Below are 24,117 nucleotides of genomic sequence, written 5' to 3' on the forward strand. Positions count from 1 at the left end.
CAGAGATGCAAGCCCAGTGCGGCTCTCCGGCATGCCGACCTACAAAGCCAATATCAGCGCTACCGGCAGGATCACCAGTGACAGCAGATTGCCGATCAGCACGATGGAGGCGACCCGATCCGGATCGGCGTTGTAGCGTTCGGCAAAGATGTAGTTCATCACGGCGGGCGGCAGCGCACCGTAGATGATCAGCAGGGCCTCTTCGAAACCGGTCAGGCCGAGCAATTCGGCTACGCCGAAAGACAGCAGCATGCCGGCGACCGGGCGCACCAGACCACTGATCACGCCGATGCTCCAGCCCTTGAAGCTGATGTCGGTCATGCGAACGCCCAGTGCGAAGAGCATCAGCGGAATGCAGATATCGCCGAGCATGCGCAGAGCCGCCACAGCCGGCTGCCACACCTGGATGCCCAGCAGCGACACGGCGAGGCCGGCGAGCATGGCAAGCAGCGAGGGCACGCGCCACATCTGCGACAGACGCGCCTTGTGATCCAGCAGCCACAGGCCGAAGGAATAATGCAGCAGGCTGGAAATCAGAAAGAGCACGATGGCCGGCTGCAGTGCTTGATCACCAAAGGCCAGCACCGCTACTGGCACGCCCAGATTGACCGAGTTGGAAAACATCATCGGCGGTACCAGCACGCGATGACTGACCTTGAGCGCCCGCGCCAGAACGAAGCCGACTGCCCCGCAAGCAATTGTCACCAGCAGCATCGCCAGTGCGATCCAGCGGTATTCGTAAATGTGAAAATCCCGCCCGGCCAGCGCCCCGAAGACCAGCGCCGGCACGAACACGTCGGCGATCAGCTGATTGGTTTGCGCCATGTCCGGCTTGCGGCGCAGGGACACGAAGTAGCCGATCGCCGTGATGGCAAAGACCGGAAACAGGATGGAGATGATGCGCTCGAACATTGTCGGCGGGAGTCAGGCGTGAGATGAAAGAAGCAGGATACTTCCCGCCGACTTGCGACTTGCGACTTGCGACTTGCGACTTGTGATTAAAACTTCTTGTGTTCGATCTGGGCGACCTGATCGATGCCCATCACGCGCATCAAGGCCGCAACCATCTCGTTGGGATGATGGATCATGGTCAGCTTACCCTGGGTCTGGAACTGGGCGAGTTGATTGAACAGCGAGCCGGCGCTGACGAATTCCAGACGTTTGAGTTTGCTGGCGTCGATTTCAACGGCGTTGCGGTCAGAGCCGTAAACCGCCAGCTTGCGCAGGATTTCGGGCTGGGCACCAGCGACCACACCTTCCAGCACGAATCCGTCACGCGGAGCCGCTGCGGGCGCCTCTTCGAGCACCAGCTCCTCGATGGGCTCGGAGCTGAGTACGGCTTCTGGCGGATCCCAGGACGGGGGAGATTCTTCGAAGGTGATGGCGAAATTGACTGCCATGTCTTCGAAACGGTTCTGATCGCCCAATTGTTGCATCATCGCCAGCGCGGCCAGCCAGTACATGCGATCGGTCGGCTCGCCAACCTTCAGCTTCGGCTCCAGCAGGTTCAGCGCGGTTTGTGCCCCCATCAGGGCAACTTTTACTTTGCCTTTTTTGAGGCCTTCCAGCGTATCGCTGAGCAAGGAGCAACCGGCATCGTCGATGCCGCGCAGACGCGACAGATCAATGCGCAGCTTGCCGACTTTGGCGCCGATGCGTACCAGTTGCTCGAACTGGGTACGTGCATTGCCGGAAAGATTGCCGGAGAGATTGACGGCCGGGGCCGCGTCCTTGGTAACGGCAGCGGTGCTGGCTACGGGAGTAGCGTCATCCCAGGTCGGCGGGGATTTTTCGAAGAGCTGGGCGAAGAGCACTCCGTGGCTGTCAAAAGCCGACTTGTCGCCGGTCAGGCGATATAGATCGAAAAGCATGCGCCACAGTCGATCCGACTGCTTGCTGACACCGGCCACAGCCTCTTCCAGTACGGCCTTTGCGCCGCTGTCATTGGCGTTGGCGTACAGAACTGCGGCTTCCTCGATGGCGGCAATGTCATCAACCGAAACTTCCAGCACTTCGATCGTCGCCAGTACGCGATTGCCGCCTGCGCCGATGTGAGTGAACTCCAGCGAGGTGGTCATCTCGCTCTTGTCTGATTTTCCAGGGCGTGAGGAATCACCGGCCTTTTCGCCGGGGGCGGGTTTCTTGCCGAAAAAAGGTAGCGCCATATTGTTCAGACACAGCCCAAAGGGCCAAGGAGTGATCGGGGCATCACTTGAAGCAAGTTAGTGCAAGCCGGGAATCCATGCTGCTGCCATTCCCGTCCGGGCGTGGCAATTGATGTTTCCTGACAGGAAAGCCTGATTCTAGTCTGCAAACATCTTTTGCATGCGTTCACGACGGCCCTGAGCCTCGACCGACATGGTCGCCGTGGGGCGCGCCAGCAGTCGTGGCAAGCCGATGGGTTCTCCGGTCTCTTCACAGAAACCATAGGATCCGTCAGCAATTCGCAGTAGCGTCGAGTCAATTTTCTTAAGCAATTTCCGTTCGCGATCACGCGTACGTAATTCCAGTGCGTGCTCTTCTTCCACGGTTGCGCGGTCGGCCGGGTCGGCCACAGTTTCCTGTTCGCGCATGTGTTCGACGGTTTCGTCTACCTTCAGCTGCAGTTCCGTGCGCATGGAGGTCAGGCGATCACGGAAAAAGGCCAGCTGCTGAGTATTCATGTATTCCGACTCGGGCATCGCCAGCAGTTCGGCTTCAGTCAGCGCCATGGAAACAGTCCTCCATCAGTTATATAAATGCAATTTACGCGGATTGATGCTGCAGACAGGCCGCAGATCCTTTACCCCTAACTTTACACAATCCTTGCGTCTTCTGGGGGTGTCGCGCCTCGGGGACGGTACAATAGCAGGATGTCCACGATTCACAATACCGGTGCCGCCCGTCAGTCGGTCTGGCCCGTCCGCGTCTATTACGAAGATACCGACGCGGGGGGTGTTGTTTACTATGCGAACTATCTGCGGTTTTGTGAACGCGCCCGTACCGAACGCTTGCGCGCTCTGGGCGTCGATCAACCTCAATTGCTGGCGGAGCAGAATATCGTATTCGTCGTCAGTCGCGTGGAAGCCGATTATTTGAAAGGCGCGGAACTTGATGATGCCTTGTCGGTCATTTCAACGGTGATATCGATAGGCGCCGCCACCTTGCGCTTCCAGCAGCGCGTGATGCGCGGCGAAGAACGTCTGTTCGAAGGCCTTTTCACCATTGCCTGTGTCGACTGGAAACGCCGCCGTGCCGTGCGGATTCCGGATGCCCTGCGCAGTATTTTTGAAAGTGATGCATGAACCATCAAGATCTATCGATCCTTAGCCTGATTGCCGACGCCAGCCTGGTCGTCAAGTTCGTCATGGCCATTCTGGCCGGCGTGTCTTTCATGTCCTGGTACTGGATTTTCCGCAAAGCGGTGGTGATCCGCGCCGCGCGCGCTCACACGGCGGATTTTGAACAGATGTTCTGGAGCGGCATCGATCTGGTTCAGCTCTATCGCAATGTGTCGCAGGATCGCGACAATGCTGGCCAGTTGGCGCGCATCTTCGAATCAGGCTTCCGCGAATTCTCAAAACTGCACGGTCAGAAAACCCTGGAGGCTGCCGACATCATCAATGGCGCACGTCGGGCCATGCGCGCGACCTATCAGCGTGAGCTGGACGACATCGAGGCGCATCTGGCCTTTCTCGCTTCGGTCGGTTCGGTCAGCCCATATGTGGGTCTGTTCGGTACGGTGTGGGGGATCATGAATTCCTTCCGGGGCCTGTCCAATGTCAGTTCCGCCACGTTGGCCAACGTGGCGCCAGGGATTGCGGAGGCACTGGTGGCAACGGCCATCGGCCTGTTTGCAGCCATTCCGGCCGTGGTGGCCTATAACCGCTACATCCATGATGTGGATCGCCTGTCGATCCGCTTCGAGAGCTTCATCGAAGAGTTCTCCAACATTCTGCAGCGTCAGCTGAGATAAGCCATGCGCCAGCGCCGCCTGATGAACCAGATCAACGTCGTGCCTTACATCGACGTGATGCTGGTATTGCTGGTGATCTTCATGGTCACCGCGCCGATGATTCCCAACGCCACAGTTGACCTGCCGAGCGTGGCCAAGGCCTCCCAGGCCCCGGTTCCGCCGATAGTCATCACAATCAAGAGTGATAATCGCTGGAGCGTGGAGGATCGGCAGACCCAAAAGAGCGCTTCGCCCGTTAAAGAGGCGGACCTGCTGCAAGACGTCACGAATATGCAGGGAGATAACCCGGACAAGCCGGTGGTCATTGCAGCGGACAAGAGTGTGCGGTACGAGGCAGTCATGAAAGTCATGGATTTGCTGAAACGAAACAACATCAACAAGGTCGGGCTGCTGGTGCAGCAAGGGTCGTAAGCTCATGGAATTCGCGCTGCAGCGTCCTGAAACCGGCAAGTGGGCCTCGGCTGTGTTCAGCCTGCTCATGCACGCGGGATTAGTGCTGGTGCTGTATTACGGTGTGCAGTGGCAACGCCGCGAGCCGGCGCCGATCAGTGTGGAGCTGGTCGCCAGCCTGCCGCCGATGGACGCGGCTCGGCCTGTTGAAGACAGACCTGCGCCGCCTCCGCCTAAACCGGTGGAAATCAAGCCGGTTGAAGTGAAACCGGCGCCGCTGGCCAAGCCGGATATTGCCTTGAAGGAGCCGGAGAAGAAAAAACCGGTCAAGAAGGAAGAGCCGAAACCGCTGCCACCGCCACCCAAACCTGAGGTGAAACCGGAGAAAAAGCCTGAAGTGAAGCCGGTGCCAGACAAAAAGCCAGAGCCAAAGCTGAGCGACATGGAGCGCTTGTTGAATAAGGAGTCCGACAAGATTACTGCGGTCAATACGCAGAACCGGCTCAACAAGGAATCGACGGATTTGCGTGCCAAGCTGGATGCGGCGGCGAGCGGCGCCTCAACCGGCAAGGCCCGTGCGGAATGGAGTGACAGGATTGGTGCGAAGGTCAAGACGAACATCGTCAAACCTCCCGGCCTGACGGGGAACCCCGTTATTGAATTTGAAATAGAGCTGATAGCAGGCAGCACTGGTGCAAGCATCATTGGTGAGCCCAAGCTGGTCAAAGGCTCTGGCAATACAAATCTGGATGAGGCGGTAAAGCGCGCCATCCTGAAATCAGACCCCTTGCCCATGCCAACCAAGGCTGATGCCTTTGAACGAAAAGTCCGGCTGCTTGTGAAACCACTGGAAGAGTAACCAACACCAGATTATGAAAATGAAAAACCTGAATCGTTTTGTCGCATGTGCTCTGGCGATTGCCGGACTCGCGTTTGCCAGCCAGTTCGCCTCTGCTCAGCTTACCGTCGAGATCTCCGGCTCCGGCGCCAATCGCATCCCGATTGCCGCTCCCAACTTCGCAGGTGAGGCCTTGATGCAAGGCAGCGTCAGCGATGTGGTGCGCAAGGATCTGGAGTTATCCGGCCTGTTCAAGCAGGTCGAGCCGGGCGGTCTGCTTGGTGTGGAAGGCGTGCAGCCCGATCACAACGCCTGGAAAGGGCGCGGCGCCGACGCGCTGCTGGTGGGTAGCGTCAATCCGGGTCAGGGTGGTCTGGTCGAGGTGCGCTTCCGCTTGTACGACGTGTTGCGTGGCAGTGAGCTGTTCGTGCTCAAGGTCTCGGTGCGCCCAGAGCAGCAACGCGCCCTGGGCCATCACATTGCCAACAAGGTGTTCGAGAAGCTGACGGGCCAGCCCGGTATTTTCTCGACACGGATCGCTTACGTAGAAAAACAGGGCTCGCGTTATCAGCTGCTGATTTCCGATTTTGATGGTGAAAACGCGGTGCCCGCGCTGATTTCGGCCGAGCCGATCATGTCGCCGGCCTGGTCGCCGGATGGCAAATATCTGGCCTATGTCAGCTTCGACAAGAAGAAGCCGATCATCTACGTACGTGCGCTCGACAGCATCCGCACCTCCGTGCTGGCCAACTACAAGGGTTCCAACTCTGCCCCGTCCTGGTCCCCCGACGGTCGCCGTCTGGCCATGACCTTGACCAAGGACGGCCTGTCGCAGGTGTATGTGGTGAATGCCGATGGCAGTGGATTGCGTCGTCTGACCAGTTCCAACGGCATTGATACCGAGCCGCGATTTTCGGCCGATGGCAGCCAGATCTACTTTACTTCGGATCGTGGCGGCAGCCCGCAGATCTATCGTGTCTCGGTTGATGGTGGTGCGGCACAACGCGTGAGCTTTGCAGGAGCGTACAATGTGAGCCCTCGGGTTTCCCCTGACGGTAAGACACTGGTGTACGTCTCGCGCAATGAAGGCCGTTTTCAGATCACCATGCAGGATCTGGCCAGCCAGCAAACGCAAGTCCTCACCGATTCTGCCAAGGACGAATCTCCAAGTTTTGCGCCTGACGGTCGCACTATCCTCTATGCAACCGAGGTAGGCGGGCGTGGCGTTTTATCGGTTGTCTCCACCGACGGCCGCACTCGCTACCGGCTTAACAACCGGGCTGGCGATGTTCGCGAGCCGGCTTGGGGGCCGTTTGAAAAATAATGCTCACCCTCCTCTTTTTTAACCCATCACCTTCGGAACCGGAAAAATCATGAAGAAGTCACTTGTTATTGTCGCCACTCTTGCCAGCCTGCTGGCCGCTTGCTCCACCACGCCGAATGAACCGGCGCCCGTTAAGAACGGCGTACCGGGCACCGCCCAGTCAGCAACTTCCGACATCAAGACCCCGGTCAAGCCTGCTGTGGTAACTGCTGATCCGTTCAAGGATCCGGCTGCTCTGAGCAACATTCCCCTGCTGCAAAAGCGCAGCATCTACTTCGAATACGACAAGTACGACATCGCGTTGGACTACGTGACCGTGATCGAAGCACACTCCAAGTATCTGAAGGCTAACCCGGCCGCCAAGGTGCTGATTCAAGGCAATGCCGACGAGCGCGGTTCGCGTGAATACAATCTGGCCCTGGGTCAGAAGCGTGCCGAAGCCGTCTTCACCAACCTGAAGCTGCTGGGCGTCAAGGATGCGCAACTCGAAGCCGTTTCGCTGGGCGAAGAAAAGCCCAAGGCGACTGGCCATGACGAAGCTTCCTGGGCTGAGAACCGCCGCGCTGATCTGGTCTACGGCGCCAAGTAAGTCTTTGTTGTCATTTGTTTGATGAAGCGGGCCCATCACGGGCCTGCTTTTACATTGCGTTTTCAGATCAATACTGTTGTGAAATTGCGTTCCCGAACTTTCCTCTGCAAGCGGGAATCGATCAGGACAGAATTGATCTGCAAATGAACTCATTCGGGAGATTCATCTTGAAACTGCATGCCCTCTTCCTCGCCTTGCTGCTCAGCTCGGCCCTCCCCGCTCACGCCGCTTTGTTTGATGATGAAGAGGCGCGGCGCCGCATTGAACAAAACAAGCAGGAAACCGATGTACGCATCCAGAAAGTTGAATCGGCAAGCGAGACCACCGCGCGCGCTCAACTGGAATTGAACAACCAGCTCGAACGCACCCGTCAGGACTTGGCGCAAGTGCGCGGTCAGGTGGAATTGCTCACCAATGACAGTGAGCAGGCGCAGAAACGTCAGAAGGATTTCTATATCGATCTGGATACTCGCCTGCGCAAACTCGAAGCGCTGATGGCTCAAATGAGTCAGGCGCCGGTCGCTGCGCAATCCGCCCCAAGCGAAGCCCGAGCGGCTGATCCGGCACAGGAGGCCAAGGATTACGAAGCCGCGATCAACACCTTGCGCGCTGGCAAGCATGTTGATGCCGTCATGGCCTTCAAGCAGTTCATCAAGACCTGGCCGAAGAGTGCCTTCCAGCCTGGTGCGCATTTCTGGGCGGCTTCTGCCTTGAATCAGGCACGGGATTTTGATGGTGCCAAGGAATATTTCGCCAAGCTCGTCAGCATCTGGCCGGAAGACAGCCTCGCGCCGGATGCCTTGCTGGGACAGGCGAATGCTGAAAAAGAAGCCGGCGCCGCCAAGAGCGAGCGAGCCACGCTGGAAAAGCTGGTCGCCAGCTATCCGAACAGCGATGCAGCCAAGACGGCCAAACAACGCCTGAAAAAGAAGTAAATCGGCATGAGCAGCACCTCGCCGCGCCTGCGCATCAGCGAAATTTTCCATTCCCTGCAGGGCGAGTCCACGCGCGTGGGTTTGCCCACCGTGTTTGTGCGCCTCACCGGCTGCCCGCTGCGCTGTGTGTGGTGCGATACCGAATACGCCTTCACGGGCGGCGAGATGCGCGATCTGGACGCGATCCTTGCCGAAGTGGCCCGCCACGGCACGCGCTACGTGTGTGTGACCGGTGGCGAACCGCTGGCCCAGAAACCCTGCCTTGTTTTGCTGCGCGCCCTGTGCGACGTCGGTTATTCCGTGTCACTGGAAACCAGCGGCGCGCTGGACGTGAGTAGCGTCGATCCGCGTGTCGCCAAGATCATGGATCTGAAGGCGCCGGGTTCAGGCGAGGTCGACAAGAATCTGTGGGCCAATCTGACCTTCATTGGCAGCAGTGACGAGATCAAGATCGTCATCGCCGACGAAGCCGATTACCTGTGGGCGCGCGAGCAACTGCAGGAACACCAGATTCCGCAGCGTTGCACCGTGCTGCTCTCGCCCGTGCAGGGCAAGCTGGATCCGCAGGATCTGGCTGCCTGGGTGCTGCGCGATCATCTGCCCGTGCGCATGCAATTGCAGATGCACCGCATTATCTGGGGCGAGCGGACCGGCGTCTGATTCCATTTCCAGATCAATACTGCATTTGTCGACTTCGGCTTGCCGTGCTCCAGCACTGTCAGCGCCTCGTCTTCGCGGCACTATTGATCTGGAAACGGAATGAGCCCGGTGCATGGCTGAAGAGCCGCGTCCAGACTGCCTCTTCAGCATGCATGCAGAGATAGCATGGGCGGGCCTTTTCAGCATACCTATCCGTAGAACCAATCCAGGTGCGGCTCTTCAGGCAGGCTTTTTCAGCCTTTCGACAGCAATTTCAACGCCGCCCGAATCCCATCCGAGACACTGACGTCCGGCGGCAACTGCTTGAGTGCGGCGCCCGCTTCCTTCTCGTTGTAACCCAGCGCCAGCAGTGCATGCGCAATGTCGGACTGCGCCGCGTGGGCCGGTGACAGGCTGGCTGCCGCCACGCCGGGCAGCACCTTGGCGAACTTGTCCTTGAGCTCCAGCAGCAGGCGTTCGGCGGTTTTCTTGCCGATGCCGGGCACCTTCATCAAACGGCCGGCTTCCTGCAGCGCCACGGCACTTGCCAGATCGGCAATCGACATGCCAGACAGCACCGCCAGCGCCGTGCGCGCACCGATGCCGGAGATCTTCAGCAACTGGCGGAAAGTGACGCGCTCATCCTCAGTCGCGAAACCGTAGAGGAAATGCCCATCCTCGCGCACCGCCAGATGGGTGATCAGGATCACGCGCTCGCCGAGATTGGGCAGGTTGTAGAAAGTGCTCATCGGCACTTCCACTTCATAGCCGACGCCATTCACATCCAGCAGGATCTGGGGCGGATTCTTGGCAAGCAGGGTTCCAGACAAACGACCGATCATGACGAGGGTTCCGGGTAAGGGGTAAAACAAGCCGGGAGGGGCTTGGGTATGAGTGGGTCAAGCCCGGAATGATGGCATCTGTTCGCGGCTCGTGCCGCAGCCGGGTTAGCACACAGCTTAGCAGGGCGCATATGCTTTCGTAGGGCGGACCCTTCGACGAGCTCAGGAGAGCCTTCAGTCCGCAGCCACGCGCGGCGTGCGACTGGAGTCGCACCTACGAATTCACCCGGCAGGCCGCAGCCGGTTCAACTCATTCTTGCGGCAAGGTCTTGCGCGCGACTTCGCGCACTGCGTCGATGTTCTGCAGCGGGGCCATCTGGCTCATCAGCACATCGGCGACTTCGGCTTCGATCTCATGCAGGCTCTCCGTTTCGACCGACAAGGCCTTGGCGAACTCGACGATCCTGGCGCGTTCCTTGGCGGAGTAGCTGCCATCGGCGTAGCCGAGGAAGACGCAGGAGCGCAGGAATTCGGTGCGCAGCTCGCCGCTGTCCAGAACCTGGCGGGCGTGCTCCAGCGACAAGGGTGTATTGATCAGATCGTCGAAGCGCGTGATGGCGCTCGCATCGCGCTGACAGGCGTCGTAGAAGCCGCGCAGCATGGTCATCTCGGCCGGATGCACGCCATCGCAGTGCGAGACTTCGCTCATGCCTTGCACGAAGACCTGAACGTGGTTGATGCCAAGGGTCGGGTTGCTCATGGGATTTCCTTCCTTAAAGTCGCAGTTCCAGACGCAGCTGCTTGATCTGCAGCTGCAGGGCTTCTTCACTCAATTCACGGTATTTGCGCGGCAGCATCGAACGGCGCGAGGATTCCAGCACGGCCTGCAGCTCCATGAACTCGACCATGCGCCGATCGCGATTGGGCAGGTAGTCGGTGATCGCCTGCTCCAGCGTGGCCAGCGAAATCTCCGCCGTCTGTGCCGTCTGCGCCAGATCGTTGGCCATCAGCATGACGGCTTCGATATCGGCGTAGGAATAGCCGACCAGTCGCTCCAGCATGCTGGTTTCCACAGCCTGCAGGCTGAAGCGGTAACGCTTGGCCAGGGCCAGCACGCTGGCTTCCACCGCTGCCACGTCTTCCGGATAGAAGAAGGGGATCTTGCGATCCAGACGGCCGGCGCGCTTGATATCGATATCCAGCTTGTCGGGGCGGTTGGTCATCAGGATGAACAGCACCTTGCCGCGATTGTCGGTGTCGCTCATGAACTCCTTGAGGCGCGCGATGATGCGCGAGGAGGTGCCGCTGTCGCCGTCTTCCGAGCCGGCGCCGAAGCTGCGGTCGCCCTCGTCGATGATCATGATGATCGGGCCGAGCGACTTAACCATGGACAGCACTTTTTCCAGATTCGATTCGGTCGAGCCGACCCATTTCGAGCGGAAATTTTTCAGCGTCACGGCCGATAGGCCAGAGGATTTGACGAAGGCCTTGGCCACAAAAGTCTTGCCGCAGCCCATCGGACCGACGAAGAGCATGCCCATGGGCACGCGATTGGTCTCACCGGTCTTGATTGCATGGGCGACCTGCATCAGCTCGGCCTTGATGGCTTCGTTGCCACCCACGGCAGAGAGGTCGTGCGAGGATTCGACGAATTCGATCAGGCCGGAACATTCGCGCTCGATGATCTCGCGCTTGCGCCGGTGCAGCACCTGCAACACCTCGGCGTATTCATCGACCGGCGCGGCATCGGCGGCGGGCTTTTCCGGGTTGATCAGGTGACGGATGTCCTCCACCGCCATGCCTTGCGTCAGCGTCGCGAGCTTGCGGGCGCGCTCGTCGGCATCCTTGCTGCTGCCCAGCAATTGCTGGATCAGTGCGGTGCGCGCGGCATCATCCGGCGTGCTCTGCGTGGCCGGCGTCAGCAACTGGCACAGCTGGATCACGCGCAGGCCGGCCGCGTGCTGGGCGAGGCGGGCCGCGTCACTGGGGCTGGCGTCCGGATCGACGTGCTTCACGGCCGCTTCGCGCGTGGCGAAATCCGGCAGCGGCACTTCCACGGCGGCGATACGCGGGTTGGAGAGCAGACGCGCGTTCAGCTCCACCAGTGATTCGCTGAGCAGGAAAACGATGTTGTCCTTGGCTGCCAGTGCCGGGTCGAGCGACCAGCGATGCAGGCGCACGGCGTTGAGGCGGTCGTGCGAACTCAGGAAGCTTTCGTCGCCGGCCGGCATCAGGCTGGAGGCGTAGGAAACGATCAGCGCCAGCTTGTCGCTGCCGCCGATCACGCTGGATTCCAGCGCGGCCAGCCAGTCGCCGTCGGCGGGCGCCTCCAGCAGGTGTTCGGCTTTGCCCTTGAGGGCACGCACGCCCCGCGTCGGGTCCAGATGCAGGATGCGTTCGCGCGATTGCCACAGCACACAGTGGGCGAGGAAATCGGTCAGCTCCCACAGGCGGCCGTTGCTGAGCACGCGGTCGAAAATATTGCCGTGCAGGATGAAGATCGAGGCCTCGCCGCCCAGATACTTGCGGCGGATGGTCTCGGCCCATTCCGGCAGCGGACCTGCCCCGACAGCCAATACGGGAGCGGCTTCCAGGCCTGCCATGTCAGAGCTGCTTGCCAGCTGCGGCTTGCTGGCCAGTGGCCGCGCGGGCCTTCACCAGCTGGTCGAACTCGGACTGGGCGGTGACAGCACCCGAGGAAGCGCGCAGCTTCTGCAGACGCACATCGATATCGCTGTTGCGCAGTTCGCCCCCCAGACGGGCTTCGGCGGTGGTGTTCTTGATGTGGTCGCGCACCTTGTCCAGCGCCTCGACTGTGGCATCTACCGACAGGCCGTCCATCTGTTCCTGGATCGCCAGACGCGCCTTGGCGCTCTTGAACTGGGCCAGCATGCGATCGCGCTCGGCCTTCAGTTTGTTGATGTCGGCCTGGATCGACAGCAGCGAGCTCTTGGCATCGTCGGCTTCGGCGCCAGCGGCTTCGGATTCGACGGCCAGCTCGGCCAGCTCGGCATCCAGCGCCTTCTTCTTCTGCAGCAGGATGGCACCGAGTTCGCGGTCGTTCTGGATGATTGCGGCTTCCAGCTCGGTGACGACCTGGCTCAGTTCAGTTTGGGCCTTTTCGCGGCGGCCGCTCAGTTCGTCACGGCGACGGATCAGTGCGGCCGTGGCGTTGCGCAGCTGAACGAAACGCGTGGTTGCATTGCGAATGGCGTTTTCATAGGCAATATCCGGATGTTCCTTTTCCACATCCGCGATCCACAGGGAAACAAAGCCGGTCCACAAGTTGGAAAGGCGGGAAAAGAAATTGATGTCGGCCATGCGGTTTCTCCAGAAAAGAGGGTGCTTCCAATTGTTGTGCGGGCAGATTTCAGGCGCGTTGCTTGCTCGCCAGGTTCGGCAGTTTCAGTTCCTGTTCGAGGAGGGCTTCGGCCTCCTCTTCTTCGTGCAGGCGATTCACCGCTTCCTGCAGGCGCTGGCTGGCGTCGTCGGCACCGCGTGAGGTCAGCGCAGCATTCATGATTTCTTCTACCGCATCGGGCAGGGCCAGAATGCCGGCCTCCACCGCCGCGCGGCGATTGATCAGGCGCTCGCGGCGCTCCAGCAATTCTTCGATATCGCGCAGGGCGCGCTTGAGCGAGGAATTGCTCGGGTCTTCAGTCAGACGATCCCCGACTTCGCTGCGGCGCACTTCCAGATCCTTGCGATTGAGTGTCTTGAGGCGGCTTTCGATGCTGATCGCCACCAGCCAATTGGAGAGGAACTGCACGGCCGCATCGGCCACGCGCTCCACATCGCGCTCGCTGATGGCGCGTTCGCCACGCACGGCCTGCAGTTCGCGCAGGGCCCGGGTTTTTTCCTGCAGGCGCTCGAAGATGCTCCAGTTGGCATGACCCTGCGAGACGACTTCCTCGATCTGGCCGCGCAGATGGGCGATCAGCTCATTGCGTTTTTCAGCACGCAGACGCGCATCGACCTTGCTGCGGAAACTCGGCAGCGTCGGGATGAACAGTGCGGCCAGCGCTTCAAGGGTGCCGACGCCGATCATTGGCAGGATGAAACCCTTGGCGCCAAACGGGAAGGACAAGGCAATGGCCAGCGCTGTGCCGGCGAGGACACTGAGGACATTGCTCTGCGAAAACAGCAGCTCCTTGAGGTAGGAGGGCTGCTCGGTGTCGCTGGAATCGAACTCGCTCATGCTTTTTATACCGTGACCCGCACTTGACCCTGCGCACTGCCATGCAGCTTGTCCAGGATGCGTTCTTCCAGGCGTACCGCCTCGGTGGATCGGCGCCAGGCTGTTGAACGCGGACGCGGCTCGCTGATTTCGAAATCATCGGCGATGCGCGCAGGCTGCGAAGACAGCACCACCACCCGGTCGCCCAGCAGCAAGGCTTCGCTTACGTCGTGGGTCACGAAGACTACGGCACAGGGATGCTGACGGTGCAGTTCGCTGAGCAGGATCTGGGTTTCGGTGCGGGTCTGCGCATCGAGTGCACCGAAAGGCTCGTCCATCAGCAGGATCTTGGGGCGAAGCACCAGCGCACGCGCCAGGGCCACACGCTGATTCTGTCCGCCGGAAAGCTGGGCGGGCAGCATTTTCTTCTTGTCGGCCAGGCCCACGGCGGCCAGCGCCTCTTCGACCATCGCCTCCCACTCGCTGCGCTTGAAGCGCTCGCGCCACAGCTTGAGCGCGAAGGGAAAGGCGACGTTGTCCCACACCGAAAGATCGGGGCGGTTGGCGTAGCGCTGGAAGACCATCACCGCGTCATCGTGCGGGCCATCGCAGGGCACGCCATTGATCAGCACTTCGCCGCTGCTGGGCGTCGGTACGCCGAGCGGGCGCACGCTGCCCATCATGCGCAGCAGGGTGGATTTGCCGCAGCCGGACGGGCCCAGCAGCATGGTGATGGAGGGCTTGTCGATGCACAGATTGATGTTGTCCAGCACGCGCAGCGACGGCTGGCCGGCTTCACCCGGATATTCCTGGCAGATATTGCGCAGGTCGATGGAAACATTGGCAGGGGCGTTCATGGGCTCGCTCATTGGCCACTCTCCCAGGAGTAGGCACGGGCACGGATCCAGCGCATGCCCTGATAGGTGAATAGCGCCAGCGCGACGATGACGATGATGCCGGCGAAGACCTGGTCCATCGCCGAGAAGCGGCGTGCATTCTGGATCAACTGGCCGAGGCCTTCACGCGCATTCACGTATTCGGCCACGGTGATGTAGGTCCACATCACCGAGACGGCCACCGTGATGGCGTCCGCGATGCGCGGCATGGCCATCGGCAGCACCGCCTTGCGGATACATTCCCAATCCGTGCCGCCCAGATCGCGCGTGGCGATCCAGTAGGTCTGCGGTACGGCCTGCATCGCATCGCGCACCATCGGGATCAGATACACCACCGCGCCGAGGAACAGGAAGGCGATCTTCATGCCTTCGCCAATGCCGAACCACATCACCATGATCGGCAGCAGCGCGACGACAGGCGCCGAGCGGAAGGGATCGACCAGCGGTGACAGCGTGGCGTTGATGTAAGGCGAGGCACCCATCAGCACGCCCAGCGGAATGCCGATACAGATCACCAGCAGGCCAGCGGCGACCACGCGGCCCAGCGACCACAGCGTGGCGGTGAGCAGCAGGCTGCGGCCGTTCTCGGCATCCCAGGCCAGATAGGCGAACGCATTCGCGACTTTCCAGGGCGCCGGCAGCTTGTTCGGCGCCACCAGTTCGAGGCCGCTGAGCAGCGACCACAGCAACAAGACCGCGATCACCGCCCCCGCCCCCAGCAGGCTGCGATTGCGGTGCGAGATCGGTTGAGCCGGATTCCAGATGGACATGAGCATCCTTAACGTAAAAGTCGCAGCGCGACTTCTCGAAGCTAGCCTCTCCCATTTGGGGGCGAGGCGGGGGTTTCGGCAAGCACGCTTGCCGCCCGCATCGCGGCAATCCAGTGCAATGGATTGCGCGCCCTGCAAGGGAGGGGCTGGTGTGTTAGCGGGTCAGCAAGGCAACGCGCGTGCTGCGGTTACTGGCGCGGCAGGCTTCCAGATCCAGACCTTCGGCGCCCGGATTGGCTTCATTGCACAGCGGACGATCCGGGCCGGAGCCGATGACCTTGAAACGCGCGCGGTCGAAGTCCCATTCCTTCACCAGATAATCCACCACGGCCTGCGCACGCTGCAGCGACAGGCGCAGATTGGCGTCACGCGAACCGACTGAATCCGTATTGCCGGAGACTTCGAAATAGGCCGAACCGTTGTTTTCGATGAAGGGCGCCATTTCCTTGTCGATCACCTGCTGAGCGCGCTTGTTCAGATCGGCCGAGCCACTCGTAAAGCTGACCATCACCGGCTTGGTGACGATGGCGGTCTGCTGGGCGGCCTTGTCCTGGCCTTGCTGCGAGAAGGTGAATTCCGGCTTGGCGGCGGCCGTCTTGGCGGACTGGTTGCCTTCCAGCAGCGTCTTGATGAAGCGGTAGTCGAAGGAGTCCTGCGGCGCGATCACCGGCGAATTCGGATTGGCCAGCGCACCGGCAGCGCGGTAAATGCCGTCGAAGCGGCGATACACGCGCTCATAGTGATTGGTGCCGCCTGCCAGACCGAGGATGCGGGCGTTGTCATCGAGACCGGTCCACACCACGTTGCTGAACAGGCTTTTGACGAAGTCGCGCCCCTGATCCTTGACCAGCAGCTTGAAGAACTCTTCCGTATTCTCCAGCGCGGCGACGGCCTTGTCCGGATTGGCACGCGATTCCTTCACGCCATCGAGCCAGCCGCCGACGAAGGCCTGAAAGGCCTGGGTGTTGGCCGGATTGTCGAGCGCCTTCTTGTTGCACACCATCACGTCATAGATCAGGTTGGTCGCGGTCTTGGTGGAATACACCACGCGCGCGCCCTTAACGTTCTTCAGGGCCAGCGCCAGATCCGGGTCCCACAGCGCAGCGGCCTCCACGCTGCCGCTTTCCAGCGCAGCGCGCACGCCCGCCGTGCCTTCCTCGGCGTTGATATAGACGTATTTCACTGTCTCACGCTTGCGTGCCGACAGGCTGGAGCTTTCGAGCGCATCGATGGTCATGCCATGCGAAGGCGTGTATTGCAGCAGGGCGATGGACTTGCCAGCCAGATCTTCGACGCGTTGCACCGATGGATCGCGCGTGATGATTGCGTCGCCGCCCTGGGTGTTGTCCACCACAATGATGGCGCGGCCATCACCGCCTGCGTTACGCAGATTGGGTTGTTCCTGCGCCCAGAAATCCGAGGTGCGCCAGGCGCACTGTGCCGTGTTCGATTCGAAGATCGTCGACAGGGTCGGAATATCGTCCTGAATCACGAATTCCACATTCACGCCCTTGTTCGCATAGATCGAACCGGCTTGCGTGGTCAGCGAGTTGCCATTGGCGACCAGCGCCGGCGCGTAACCGTGGAAGCTGACGATGGACACACGCAGCGGATTGCCGCTGGAGCCGAGTGGGCCGGACACCGCTTTGGGCGGTGCGGCGCTGGGCTTCTTGCCGGCTTCGCCCGGCTGGCCAGTCGTGGCCTGCTGTTGCGTGCCCGATTGCAGGCCGGACACCACTTCCTTCAAGCCGAAATTCCAGGCCAGCGCGCCTGCGCCGCCGAGGATGATCAAGGCCACCAGGCCTTTGGCCATGGGAGTCAAACGTGCCATTTCAGTACTCCTTCGCTCAGTAATCGGGATTCAATTCTTGCTGCCGAACAGGCCGGGCAGGCTGCCCAGACGCTGGATTTCCGCGTCCAGCCTTGTCTCTTCGCGCTGCGCCGCCAACCGGGCGTTTTCACCAGCCGCCTGACAGTTGGCCTTGTCGGCGCCGGCCTGCTCGATCTCGGTGGCCATCGCGCGTTCCAGCTCGGCAATCTCGATGCGCAGGGCTTCGACTTTGCTGCGTTGCAGTTCGTCGCGCGCCTGTGCCAGTTGCTGATTCTGGCTCACAATCTGTTGCGCCTGTGTGGCAACGCGGGTTTTTTCGGCACTCAGTGCCTGCATCTTGCGCTGCGCATCCAGCACGGCGTCATCCACCGTCCACGCTTCGTCAGCCGCATCCATCGCCTGTACCGCCATCTTGCGTGAGGCTACATCCATGGCCTTCAGGCCATCAAGCAGACGCAGCATCTTTTCAGCCGGATAGGGCGAGGCCGGAATCGCGGCTTCGGCAAAAATGCTTTCGAAACTGCGAGCGCTGATGGCTTCACCCGGCGCGGCTGGCATCTCCAGCACCAGCTCGGTAACGCGCGGGGCGACTGGCGCAGCAGCCAGTTCGCGGGCGATCAGGGCATCCACATCGCTGCTGTCCGCAATCGCGTCAGGCACCTCATCGGAGCCTTCCCGCTCCACCAGTCCGACCTTTTCCAAGGCCCTCATGAATCCGCTCATTCCATCCCCCGACGAAATAGTGTTGTGTGCCATAAACGCAAAGTAAAGGCACAAGGCGCAAGTGTGCATCAATGCGCGCCGCATGCCCAGAGCCCGGCCCGACCGTCCAGCTGGCGGGGCATGCTTGAAGAGCCGCTTTCCGCGGACTTCTTCGGCATGCCATGCTGTAGAGGCAGGGTGCGCGCGGCTCTTCAGGCAGGATACTTTCAGCGCGAGGCTACGAACTCCGCATGCGCGTATGCATGCGCTTCTTTTTCCAGACGAGCCCTTACGCGTTGGCTGACGCGCGGGCAAAGTGCCGCGCGCAGACTGGCAGCATCACCTTCCGGCAGCTGCGGCGCGTCGCGCTCGCCCCAGCGCGCCTGATGCAGGGCCAGCCAGTGCCAGGCCCGTTCTGCATTGGCGGCCACACCATGTCCATTGGCATACAACCAGGCCAGCTCCACTTCGTGACCATCGCCGGGCACGTAATGGGATTCCCAACGCCGGATCAGGGCGGCGTAATCCGGCGTGGCGCCCAGGCCCAGAAACGTGCGCGCCTCCCACATTGAATATGCGTGGCTGGCGCGGTCGTTGACCCAGTTGCGGGTTTCGGCCGCGCGCAGGTAGCTGGCGGTGGCGGCCGTGTCGTCATGCTGGGGCGAGGCGGGGTCGGCCTGAAGTTCCGCCAGCAGCATCCAGGCATCGCCCAGACCTTGCGCGGTGAGCGCTTCGAGCGCCGCCAGCTCGCCGGTCTGCGCTGCGCGTTCTGTGCTTGCGAGGGCGGCGGCTTGCTCCTGTTGCCAAGCTTCCCGCGCCTGCCCTTCACGAACTTCCTGAAGGCTCTCCCGTACGATCCGGAACAGGCCAGGGCGACGTGGCGCATTGGCGGGCCGCTGGCTGTGGATCACGCAATCAAGCAGGAAGCCACAGAGCGCCAGCACCAGCAAGACCAGCAGCAGCCACAGCCCGCCCCACAAGATGGCTTTGAGCCAGCCGGCACGATCCAGCAGCCAGCTGGCGAAGATGGCCAGCGCGATCAGAGCCCAGCGTTTCATGGCATTGCGACGAAGCGTTTGTATTCACGTGCCCGAAGAGCCCCGCGCAGCATTGCTCTACGGGCAGTGCTTGTGGACAGGCCCATCAGACAAGCTTCTCCCGGTAGCATGCCTGCAGCGCGTTTCTGCAGGCGGCTTTGCGGGCGAGTAGCTTTCAGAGTGCGTGCAGCACGTATTTCTCGACACGGCTCATCGGCGTGGCGCTGTCGAAGCGGAATTCAACGTAGGTGGCATCATCCGCATCCAGCGTGCTTTCAACCTTGTCGCTGCGACCGACCTCGACACCCTTGCCATCCTGAGCACGCAACTGCAACTTGCCTTTGAAAGCTTCGCCAGACAGCACATAGACCTTCACGCCGTCCTTCTTCTCGCCATCGGCGCCGAGCCGCACGGCACGTTCGCTGGCGAGTTTGCGGGCGCTGGCCGAGGCATCCATGACGATCTTGGCTTCATAGGCGCGATCCACGCCTTCGGCCACGCCGCCAAACACCTTGCCTACACCGGTGGTGATCTCGGCGGCGGCTTTCTTGCCATCGTTCTGCAGGGCCTGACCGACGCCCTTGACCATGGCCGCCTTGTCTTCAACCATCGCCGCGCCCTTGCTGCGCTCGGCTTCGAGTTGTTCTTCACGGTTCTTGCAGCCCGCCAGTGCGCAGGCGGCGCTCAGTACGCAGATGGCGATCAATGCTTTTTTCACGGCGCGATCCTTTTTTGGGTTTTCGGGGCCGCATAAGGCGGCGCGACATGCTGCCGTAAAACCAGCCGGGCGCACAACGGCCAACCCGACAGTCTGCCGGTTCAGCCGATGAAAGCCCTCTGTGGCGGGCTTTTTCGACTTTTGTGCGGCTGTCGCCCTTGAAATCCACCCATCCCGCCCCTATCATTAGCACTCGTCAGGGGAGAGTGCTAACAGTCGCCGGTTTCAAACGGCCGACCCTCCCCGATTTCCCCCGGGTGTATTGCACCCAAAGATTTATCAATCAATCCCTTAACAGGAGTGAATATGAAGATTCGTCCCTTGCACGACCGCGTGGTCATCAAACGTATTGAAGCCGAAGAAAAAACGGCCTCCGGCATCGTTCTGGCTGGTTCTGCAGTTGAGAAGCCCGATCAAGGCGAAGTCATTGCCGTGGGCAATGGCAAGATCCTGGAAAACGGCAGCGTGCGTCCGCTCGACGTCAAAGCTGGTGACCGCGTGCTGTTCGGCAAGTACTCCGGCCAGACCGTCAAGGTCGATGGTGAAGAGCTGCTGGTGATGCGTGAAGATGACCTGATGGGCGTTCTCGAAAAGTAAAACCGGTCCTGCGCTAAGCGCGGGCCGGGCTGAAGGTTCCGGTGCTCAACGTACTTGCGTACGTCTCCGCGCCTCGCCTTCATCGCGCCCCGGTCGCGACGCGCATCCTCCGGTTTTATCCCCCAACGAATTTCAAATTATTTCGGAGTAAGAAATGGCAGCTAAAGAAGTCAAGTTTGGTGATTCCGCACGTGAGCGCATGGTCGCTGGCGTCAATATCCTGGCTAACGCCGTCAAGGTGACGCTGGGCCCGAAGGGTCGCAATGTCGTGCTGGAGCGCAGCTATGGCGCCCCGACCGTGACCAAGGACGGCGTCTCTGTCGCCAAGGAAATCGAACTGAAAGACAAGTTCGAGAACATGGGCGCGCAGATGGTCAAGGAAGTTGCTTCCAAGACCTCCGACGTGGCCGGTGACGGCACCACCACCGCGACCGTGCTGGCACAAGCCATCGTGCGCGAAGGCATGAAGTTCGTGGCCGCTGGCATGAACCCGATGGACCTGAAGCGCGGCATCGACAAGGCTGTTGCAGCCCTGATCGAAGAGCTGAAGAATGTGTCCAAGCCCTGTTCGACCACCAAGGAAATCGCTCAAGTCGGCTCCATTTCGGCCAACAGCGACGCTTCCGTGGGCGAAATCATCGCTACCGCGATGGAAAAAGTCGGCAAGGCTGGCGTGATCACCGTTGAAGATGGCAAGTCCCTCGACAACGAGTTGGATGTCGTCGAAGGCATGCAGTTCGACCGTGGCTATCTGAGCCCGTACTTCATCAACAATCAGGATCGTCAGATCGCTGCGCTGGATAACCCGTTTGTTCTGCTTTACGACAAGAAGATCTCCAACATCCGCGATCTGCTGCCGATCCTGGAACAAGTTGCCAAGTCCGGCCGTCCGCTGCTGATCGTGGCTGAAGATGTCGATGGCGAAGCCCTCGCAACCCTGGTCGTGAACAACATCCGTGGCATCCTGAAGACTGTTGCCGTCAAGGCTCCGGGCTTCGGCGATCGTCGCAAGGCGATGCTGGAAGACTTGGCCATCCTGACCGGCGGCCAAGTGATCGCTGAAGAAGTCGGCCTGTCCCTCGAGAAAGCCACCCTGGCTGATCTGGGCCAAGCCAAGCGTATCGAAGTCGAAAAAGAAACCACCATCATCATCGACGGCAACGGCGCTGCCGATGCAATCCAGGCACGTGTTGCCCAGATCGAAGCACTGTCCGAGGCCTCCACCTCCGACTACGACCGCGAGAAGCTGCAAGAGCGCAAGGCCAAGCTGGCCGGCGGTGTTGCCGTGATCAAGGTTGGCGCAGCCACCGAGATGGAAATGAAGGAAAAGAAGGCTCGCGTTGAAGACGCACTGCACGCTACCCGCGCTGCTGTGGAAGAAGGCATCGTGGCTGGCGGCGGCGTCGCCCTGTTGCGTGCCCGTTCCATGATCAGCTCGGTTAAGGGTGACAATCCGGATCAAGACGCCGGCATCAAGATTGTGCTGCGCGCCATCGAAGAGCCGCTGCGTCAGATCGTCCAGAACGCCGGTGACGAGCCTTCAGTGGTCGTGGCCAAGGTTCTCGAAGGCAAGGGTAACTTCGGTTACAACGCTGCCAACGGCACCTACGGCGACATGGTTGAAATGGGCGTGCTGGATCCGACCAAGGTCACCCGCACCGCACTGCAGAACGCCGCTTCCGTCGCTTCGCTGATGCTCACCACCGACTGCATGGTGGCTGAACTGGCTGACGACAAGGCTGCTGGCGGTATGCCGGATATGGGTGGTATGGGCGGTATGGGCGGTATGGGCATGTAATTTTTTGCTGCGCAGAACGCGCCATCTCTGCGTTGCCCAGCGCTTGCCGTACTCACGTACTGTCTGCGCGCTGGGCGCCTTGAGCTGACGCGCCCTGCTTGCAAAATCGCGCCCCAAGCGCACAGCACTACAAAAGCAGAAACCCCGCTTCGGCGGGGTTTTTGTTTTATGGGCTACCGTAGTGCCTGATTTGACTCGCAGCGGCTGTTATAGGGAGAAATAACGATGAAAGATGCTCCGAAAATAAGACGAACGATCATTGATAGGAACGGGCTTCCAGTACAGTTTCCAACTCATCGTCATTCAGCGAAGTTTTGGGAGCAACTAGGAAGAACTGTTGCGACCTTCGGCTTCCTTGAAGAGATCCTAGGAAAGGCAATCTTTGCATTCACGGCGACTCGCAACTACAGCGCCCAAGAAATCGACGCTGCTTACGAGGCGTGGTTGCCACAGCTACAAAGAGCGCTTACTGATCAACTTTGGAGTCTGGCAGAGTCATACGGGAAAGCTGTTCGTTCAAGCCAAAATGCGACAATTAAAAACGTTGATGAACTCGTGGATGACATTAAATCTGCGACGAAGATTCGCAATGTATTATGCCATGGGTCTTGGCGGGCACCAGATGAAGACGGCAAATCATTGCCGCTTTTTATCAACAAAGACAATGAAATATTCGAAACGCCAATTGACATGGCATTTCTGGATCAAGTTCAACGTCACGTTACGGAGCTTGCTTGCGCCGTTATTGATTCCGTAACTCATATGGGCTGGCAGTTCCCCGGGGGTGCTGGGCCAGGTGAAAAAATATGGGCGTGTCCTTCTTAGCAAGCAGTGACACACATAAGGTGTGCAAAATCCGGGTGGCTCCACCACGATCTATCGATTGCCCATGGAGGCTGTCGCTGCGCTCCGAACCTGCCCGACGAATCACCGACCCGGAAACCCGCTATGGGCGGGCTTCTCCGCGATGCATGCCGTGAGAGCAAGGTGCAGCGCGCCTCTTCGAGCAGGGCCTCGCAATCACGCTTTCCTGCTTTTTTCAGAATTCCTTGCGCCGGAAACGCCGGCCGAACACGCGCAGATCATCAACGACCGGCAAGGCTGCCAGCACGATCAGTAACATTGCCAGCCACACGGTCGAGAAATAGCCCAGGTGCTTGAAGCCCAGCGCGCCGATCAGGCCGCCGCCGAAGAAACAGCTGACCTGAAATACCAGGATGCGCAGGTGTCGCCGATTCGCCAGCACATCGGGCTGTTTCAGGTGAATGCGGTTCCAGTAGAAGAGCTTGCCCAGCTCGATGCCGATGTCGGTGATCATGCCGGTGAGGTGGGTGGCGCGGATCTCGGCTCCTGAGAGCTTGGTGACCAGCGCGTTCTGCAGGCCCATGATGAAGCACAACAGCATCACGGTGAGCGGCACGAAGAGGCCTTCGATCTTCGCCATCTGCCCGCCGAGCAGGCCGAAGCACAGCAGCAGGGCGGCCTCCAGCAGCAAGGGCAGGGCAAACTCGCTGTGCATGCGTTCGCGCCGTGCGTAATTGATCATCACTGCCGAAGCCGCCGCGCCGAACAGGAAAGACAACAGCGCCCCCAAACCATCGAGCACCAGACCGAGATGGCTCAGCGCCAGATTGTCGGCCATCGCCGAGACGATGCCGGTCATGTGCGAGGTGTACTGCTGCACCGCCAGAAAGCCCCCCGCGTTGGTCGCACCCGCCACGAAAGCCAACACGAAGCCCAGATGCAGATTGGATTCTGCGCTGCGGCTGCGCCCGGTCAGGCGTCTAACATACTGGAACGGCATGGTGCGGGGAATCGTCCTCTAGGGTGCGTTTGCCTGCATGGTTTCAAACGCTTCCTGACACTGCGCCCAGGTGGCAAAGAAGAAGTACTCGCTTCGGTCGTTGACGCGACAGACCCAGGCTTTCATGGTCAGACCGAAGGGATTCTCTTCACGCTGGCAGGATTTGAATCGCGAACTCAGTTTTGGCTGCAAAACTGCACAGCGGGTGCTGTTCGGCTTCAGCCAGTCAAAACCATAACTACTGGCGGGCGGCGTGATCTCTGCCGCATGGACAAACGGAGCGAGCAGCAGCAGTCCCGCGAACAGGCTGGCGCGCACGACGGCGAATCCACCGC

26 protein-coding genes and 1 pseudogene are annotated in these 24,117 nt (G+C 60.3%); 11 read left to right on the plus strand and 16 right to left on the minus strand.

Annotation, left to right across the window (positions count from 1 at the left end; genetic code table 11):
• Positions 1–39: 39 nt before the first annotated feature.
• From ABXR19_RS12480 to dksA, 3 genes are all read right to left on the minus strand, one after another.
• The gene (locus ABXR19_RS12480; RefSeq protein WP_354601473.1) at positions 40–912 is read right to left on the minus strand and encodes an AEC family transporter; all 873 of its coding nucleotides are present in this window, start codon (positions 910–912) and stop codon (positions 40–42) included.
• Positions 913–998: 86 nt separating this feature from the next.
• The gene (locus tag ABXR19_RS12485; RefSeq protein ID WP_354601474.1) at positions 999–2,165 is read right to left on the minus strand and encodes a sulfate transporter; all 1,167 of its coding nucleotides are present in this window, start codon (positions 2,163–2,165) and stop codon (positions 999–1,001) included.
• 138 nt (positions 2,166–2,303) lie between these two features.
• The gene (dksA, locus tag ABXR19_RS12490; RefSeq protein ID WP_354601475.1) at positions 2,304–2,711 is read right to left on the minus strand and encodes an RNA polymerase-binding protein DksA; all 408 of its coding nucleotides are present in this window, start codon (positions 2,709–2,711) and stop codon (positions 2,304–2,306) included.
• Positions 2,712–2,852: 141 nt separating this feature from the next.
• Between dksA and ybgC the strand changes: the two genes are divergently transcribed.
• From ybgC to queE, 8 genes are all read left to right on the plus strand, one after another.
• Positions 2,853–3,284, plus strand: a complete 432-nt coding sequence (gene ybgC, locus ABXR19_RS12495; RefSeq protein WP_354601476.1) for a tol-pal system-associated acyl-CoA thioesterase — start codon at positions 2,853–2,855, stop codon at positions 3,282–3,284.
• Positions 3,281–3,955 carry a protein TolQ gene (gene tolQ, locus ABXR19_RS12500; RefSeq protein WP_354601477.1) on the plus strand — a complete coding sequence of 225 codons (675 nt, stop codon included), beginning with the start codon at positions 3,281–3,283 and terminating at the stop codon, positions 3,953–3,955. Before ybgC ends, tolQ begins: the two co-directional genes overlap by 4 nt.
• Positions 3,956–3,958: 3 nt before the next feature.
• The gene (gene tolR / locus ABXR19_RS12505; RefSeq protein WP_354601478.1) at positions 3,959–4,366 is read left to right on the plus strand and encodes a protein TolR; all 408 of its coding nucleotides are present in this window, start codon (positions 3,959–3,961) and stop codon (positions 4,364–4,366) included.
• Between the two features lie 139 nt (positions 4,367–4,505).
• On the plus strand, positions 4,506–5,204 hold the full coding sequence (locus tag ABXR19_RS12510) for an energy transducer TonB (protein ID WP_354601479.1): 699 nt from the start codon (positions 4,506–4,508) through the stop codon (positions 5,202–5,204).
• A gap of 19 nt (positions 5,205–5,223) precedes the next feature.
• Entirely contained in the window at positions 5,224–6,507 is a 1,284-nt protein-coding gene (tolB, locus tag ABXR19_RS12515) for a Tol-Pal system beta propeller repeat protein TolB (RefSeq protein WP_354601480.1), read from the plus strand.
• Positions 6,508–6,556: 49 nt separating this feature from the next.
• Entirely contained in the window at positions 6,557–7,096 is a 540-nt protein-coding gene (gene pal / locus ABXR19_RS12520; protein WP_354601481.1) for a peptidoglycan-associated lipoprotein Pal, read from the plus strand.
• Between the two features lie 167 nt (positions 7,097–7,263).
• The gene (gene ybgF, locus ABXR19_RS12525) at positions 7,264–8,031 is read left to right on the plus strand and encodes a tol-pal system protein YbgF (protein WP_354601482.1); all 768 of its coding nucleotides are present in this window, start codon (positions 7,264–7,266) and stop codon (positions 8,029–8,031) included.
• 6 nt (positions 8,032–8,037) lie between these two features.
• Positions 8,038–8,691, plus strand: a complete 654-nt coding sequence (queE, locus tag ABXR19_RS12530; RefSeq protein WP_354601483.1) for a 7-carboxy-7-deazaguanine synthase QueE — start codon at positions 8,038–8,040, stop codon at positions 8,689–8,691.
• A gap of 233 nt (positions 8,692–8,924) precedes the next feature.
• Here the strand turns inward: queE and ruvA are convergent, their stop codons facing one another.
• The 11 genes from ruvA to ABXR19_RS12585 all read right to left on the minus strand — a co-directional run bounded on the left by ruvA (position 8,925) and on the right by ABXR19_RS12585 (position 19,583).
• A complete protein-coding gene (gene ruvA / locus ABXR19_RS12535) occupies positions 8,925–9,512 on the minus strand; it encodes a Holliday junction branch migration protein RuvA (protein ID WP_354601484.1) in 588 nt (195 codons plus the stop codon).
• Positions 9,513–9,762: 250 nt separating this feature from the next.
• A complete protein-coding gene (locus ABXR19_RS12540; protein ID WP_354601485.1) occupies positions 9,763–10,212 on the minus strand; it encodes a hypothetical protein in 450 nt (149 codons plus the stop codon).
• Between the two features lie 13 nt (positions 10,213–10,225).
• Positions 10,226–12,055 carry an ATP-binding protein gene (locus ABXR19_RS12545; protein WP_354601486.1) on the minus strand — a complete coding sequence of 610 codons (1,830 nt, stop codon included), beginning with the start codon at positions 12,053–12,055 and terminating at the stop codon, positions 10,226–10,228.
• A gap of 1 nt (position 12,056) precedes the next feature.
• Entirely contained in the window at positions 12,057–12,773 is a 717-nt protein-coding gene (locus tag ABXR19_RS12550) for a PspA/IM30 family protein (protein WP_354601487.1), read from the minus strand.
• A 49-nt stretch (positions 12,774–12,822) separates the two neighbouring features.
• Positions 12,823–13,650 (minus strand): hypothetical protein, encoded by an 828-nt coding sequence (locus ABXR19_RS12555; protein WP_354601488.1) that lies wholly within the window; start codon positions 13,648–13,650, stop codon positions 12,823–12,825.
• A 5-nt stretch (positions 13,651–13,655) separates the two neighbouring features.
• Positions 13,656–14,486: an ABC transporter ATP-binding protein gene (locus ABXR19_RS12560; RefSeq protein ID WP_354601489.1), complete on the minus strand. Its 831-nt coding sequence runs from the start codon at positions 14,484–14,486 to the stop codon at positions 13,656–13,658.
• Between the two features lie 8 nt (positions 14,487–14,494).
• Positions 14,495–15,295 carry an ABC transporter permease gene (locus ABXR19_RS12565; RefSeq protein WP_354601490.1) on the minus strand — a complete coding sequence of 267 codons (801 nt, stop codon included), beginning with the start codon at positions 15,293–15,295 and terminating at the stop codon, positions 14,495–14,497.
• Between the two features lie 154 nt (positions 15,296–15,449).
• Positions 15,450–17,126, minus strand: a complete 1,677-nt coding sequence (locus ABXR19_RS12570; RefSeq protein WP_354601491.1) for an OmpA family protein — start codon at positions 17,124–17,126, stop codon at positions 15,450–15,452.
• Positions 17,127–17,156: 30 nt separating this feature from the next.
• Positions 17,157–17,837, minus strand: coding sequence for a hypothetical protein (locus ABXR19_RS12575; protein ID WP_354601492.1), 681 nt, complete (start codon positions 17,835–17,837; stop codon positions 17,157–17,159).
• Between the two features lie 218 nt (positions 17,838–18,055).
• Positions 18,056–18,886 (minus strand): hypothetical protein, encoded by an 831-nt coding sequence (locus tag ABXR19_RS12580; protein WP_354601493.1) that lies wholly within the window; start codon positions 18,884–18,886, stop codon positions 18,056–18,058.
• Positions 18,887–19,040: 154 nt separating this feature from the next.
• Positions 19,041–19,583, minus strand: a complete 543-nt coding sequence (locus tag ABXR19_RS12585) for a hypothetical protein (RefSeq protein ID WP_354601494.1) — start codon at positions 19,581–19,583, stop codon at positions 19,041–19,043.
• A gap of 306 nt (positions 19,584–19,889) precedes the next feature.
• On the opposite strand from ABXR19_RS12585, the gene groES reads away from it, so the two are divergent.
• From groES to ABXR19_RS12600, 3 genes are all read left to right on the plus strand, one after another.
• Positions 19,890–20,180 carry a co-chaperone GroES gene (gene groES / locus ABXR19_RS12590; protein ID WP_354601495.1) on the plus strand — a complete coding sequence of 97 codons (291 nt, stop codon included), beginning with the start codon at positions 19,890–19,892 and terminating at the stop codon, positions 20,178–20,180.
• 154 nt (positions 20,181–20,334) lie between these two features.
• Complete coding sequence (gene groL, locus ABXR19_RS12595) at positions 20,335–21,978, plus strand: chaperonin GroEL (RefSeq protein ID WP_354601496.1); 1,644 nt, start codon at positions 20,335–20,337, stop codon at positions 21,976–21,978.
• 225 nt (positions 21,979–22,203) lie between these two features.
• Entirely contained in the window at positions 22,204–22,803 is a 600-nt protein-coding gene (locus ABXR19_RS12600) for a hypothetical protein (protein WP_354601497.1), read from the plus strand.
• 217 nt (positions 22,804–23,020) lie between these two features.
• Here ABXR19_RS12600 and ABXR19_RS12605 read toward each other — a convergent pair.
• Together ABXR19_RS12605 and ABXR19_RS12610 are read right to left on the minus strand one after the other, a co-directional pair.
• Positions 23,021–23,782: pseudogene (locus tag ABXR19_RS12605) on the minus strand (YoaK family protein); the annotation flags it as partial.
• Positions 23,783–23,800: 18 nt separating this feature from the next.
• Positions 23,801–24,100, minus strand: coding sequence for a hypothetical protein (locus tag ABXR19_RS12610; protein ID WP_354601498.1), 300 nt, complete (start codon positions 24,098–24,100; stop codon positions 23,801–23,803).
• Positions 24,101–24,117 lie beyond the last annotated feature (17 nt).

It is taken from the genome of Uliginosibacterium flavum, from assembly GCF_040566545.1.
GTDB lineage: Bacteria > Pseudomonadota > Gammaproteobacteria > Burkholderiales > Rhodocyclaceae > Uliginosibacterium > Uliginosibacterium flavum.

Excerpts from the sequence above, each read along its gene's own strand:
- ABXR19_RS12480 (WP_354601473.1), bottom strand. The coding sequence starts at position 912 with ATGTTCGAGCGCATCATCTCCATCCTGTTTCCGGTCTTTGCCATCACG.
- ABXR19_RS12485 (WP_354601474.1), bottom strand. The coding sequence starts at position 2,165 with ATGGCGCTACCTTTTTTCGGCAAGAAACCCGCCCCCGGCGAAAAGGCC.
- dksA (WP_354601475.1), bottom strand. The coding sequence starts at position 2,711 with ATGGCGCTGACTGAAGCCGAACTGCTGGCGATGCCCGAGTCGGAATAC.
- ybgC (WP_354601476.1), top strand. The coding sequence starts at position 2,853 with ATGTCCACGATTCACAATACCGGTGCCGCCCGTCAGTCGGTCTGGCCC.
- tolQ (WP_354601477.1), top strand. The coding sequence starts at position 3,281 with ATGAACCATCAAGATCTATCGATCCTTAGCCTGATTGCCGACGCCAGC.
- tolR (WP_354601478.1), top strand. The coding sequence starts at position 3,959 with ATGCGCCAGCGCCGCCTGATGAACCAGATCAACGTCGTGCCTTACATC.
- tolB (WP_354601480.1), top strand. The coding sequence starts at position 5,224 with ATGAAAAACCTGAATCGTTTTGTCGCATGTGCTCTGGCGATTGCCGGA.
- pal (WP_354601481.1), top strand. The coding sequence starts at position 6,557 with ATGAAGAAGTCACTTGTTATTGTCGCCACTCTTGCCAGCCTGCTGGCC.
- queE (WP_354601483.1), top strand. The coding sequence starts at position 8,038 with ATGAGCAGCACCTCGCCGCGCCTGCGCATCAGCGAAATTTTCCATTCC.
- ruvA (WP_354601484.1), bottom strand. The coding sequence starts at position 9,512 with ATGATCGGTCGTTTGTCTGGAACCCTGCTTGCCAAGAATCCGCCCCAG.
- ABXR19_RS12540 (WP_354601485.1), bottom strand. The coding sequence starts at position 10,212 with ATGAGCAACCCGACCCTTGGCATCAACCACGTTCAGGTCTTCGTGCAA.
- ABXR19_RS12545 (WP_354601486.1), bottom strand. The coding sequence starts at position 12,055 with ATGGCAGGCCTGGAAGCCGCTCCCGTATTGGCTGTCGGGGCAGGTCCG.
- ABXR19_RS12550 (WP_354601487.1), bottom strand. The coding sequence starts at position 12,773 with ATGGCCGACATCAATTTCTTTTCCCGCCTTTCCAACTTGTGGACCGGC.
- ABXR19_RS12555 (WP_354601488.1), bottom strand. The coding sequence starts at position 13,650 with ATGAGCGAGTTCGATTCCAGCGACACCGAGCAGCCCTCCTACCTCAAG.
- ABXR19_RS12560 (WP_354601489.1), bottom strand. The coding sequence starts at position 14,486 with ATGAACGCCCCTGCCAATGTTTCCATCGACCTGCGCAATATCTGCCAG.
- ABXR19_RS12565 (WP_354601490.1), bottom strand. The coding sequence starts at position 15,295 with ATGTCCATCTGGAATCCGGCTCAACCGATCTCGCACCGCAATCGCAGC.
- ABXR19_RS12570 (WP_354601491.1), bottom strand. The coding sequence starts at position 17,126 with ATGGCACGTTTGACTCCCATGGCCAAAGGCCTGGTGGCCTTGATCATC.
- ABXR19_RS12575 (WP_354601492.1), bottom strand. The coding sequence starts at position 17,837 with ATGAGGGCCTTGGAAAAGGTCGGACTGGTGGAGCGGGAAGGCTCCGAT.
- ABXR19_RS12580 (WP_354601493.1), bottom strand. The coding sequence starts at position 18,886 with ATGAAACGCTGGGCTCTGATCGCGCTGGCCATCTTCGCCAGCTGGCTG.
- groES (WP_354601495.1), top strand. The coding sequence starts at position 19,890 with ATGAAGATTCGTCCCTTGCACGACCGCGTGGTCATCAAACGTATTGAA.
- groL (WP_354601496.1), top strand. The coding sequence starts at position 20,335 with ATGGCAGCTAAAGAAGTCAAGTTTGGTGATTCCGCACGTGAGCGCATG.
- ABXR19_RS12600 (WP_354601497.1), top strand. The coding sequence starts at position 22,204 with ATGAAAGATGCTCCGAAAATAAGACGAACGATCATTGATAGGAACGGG.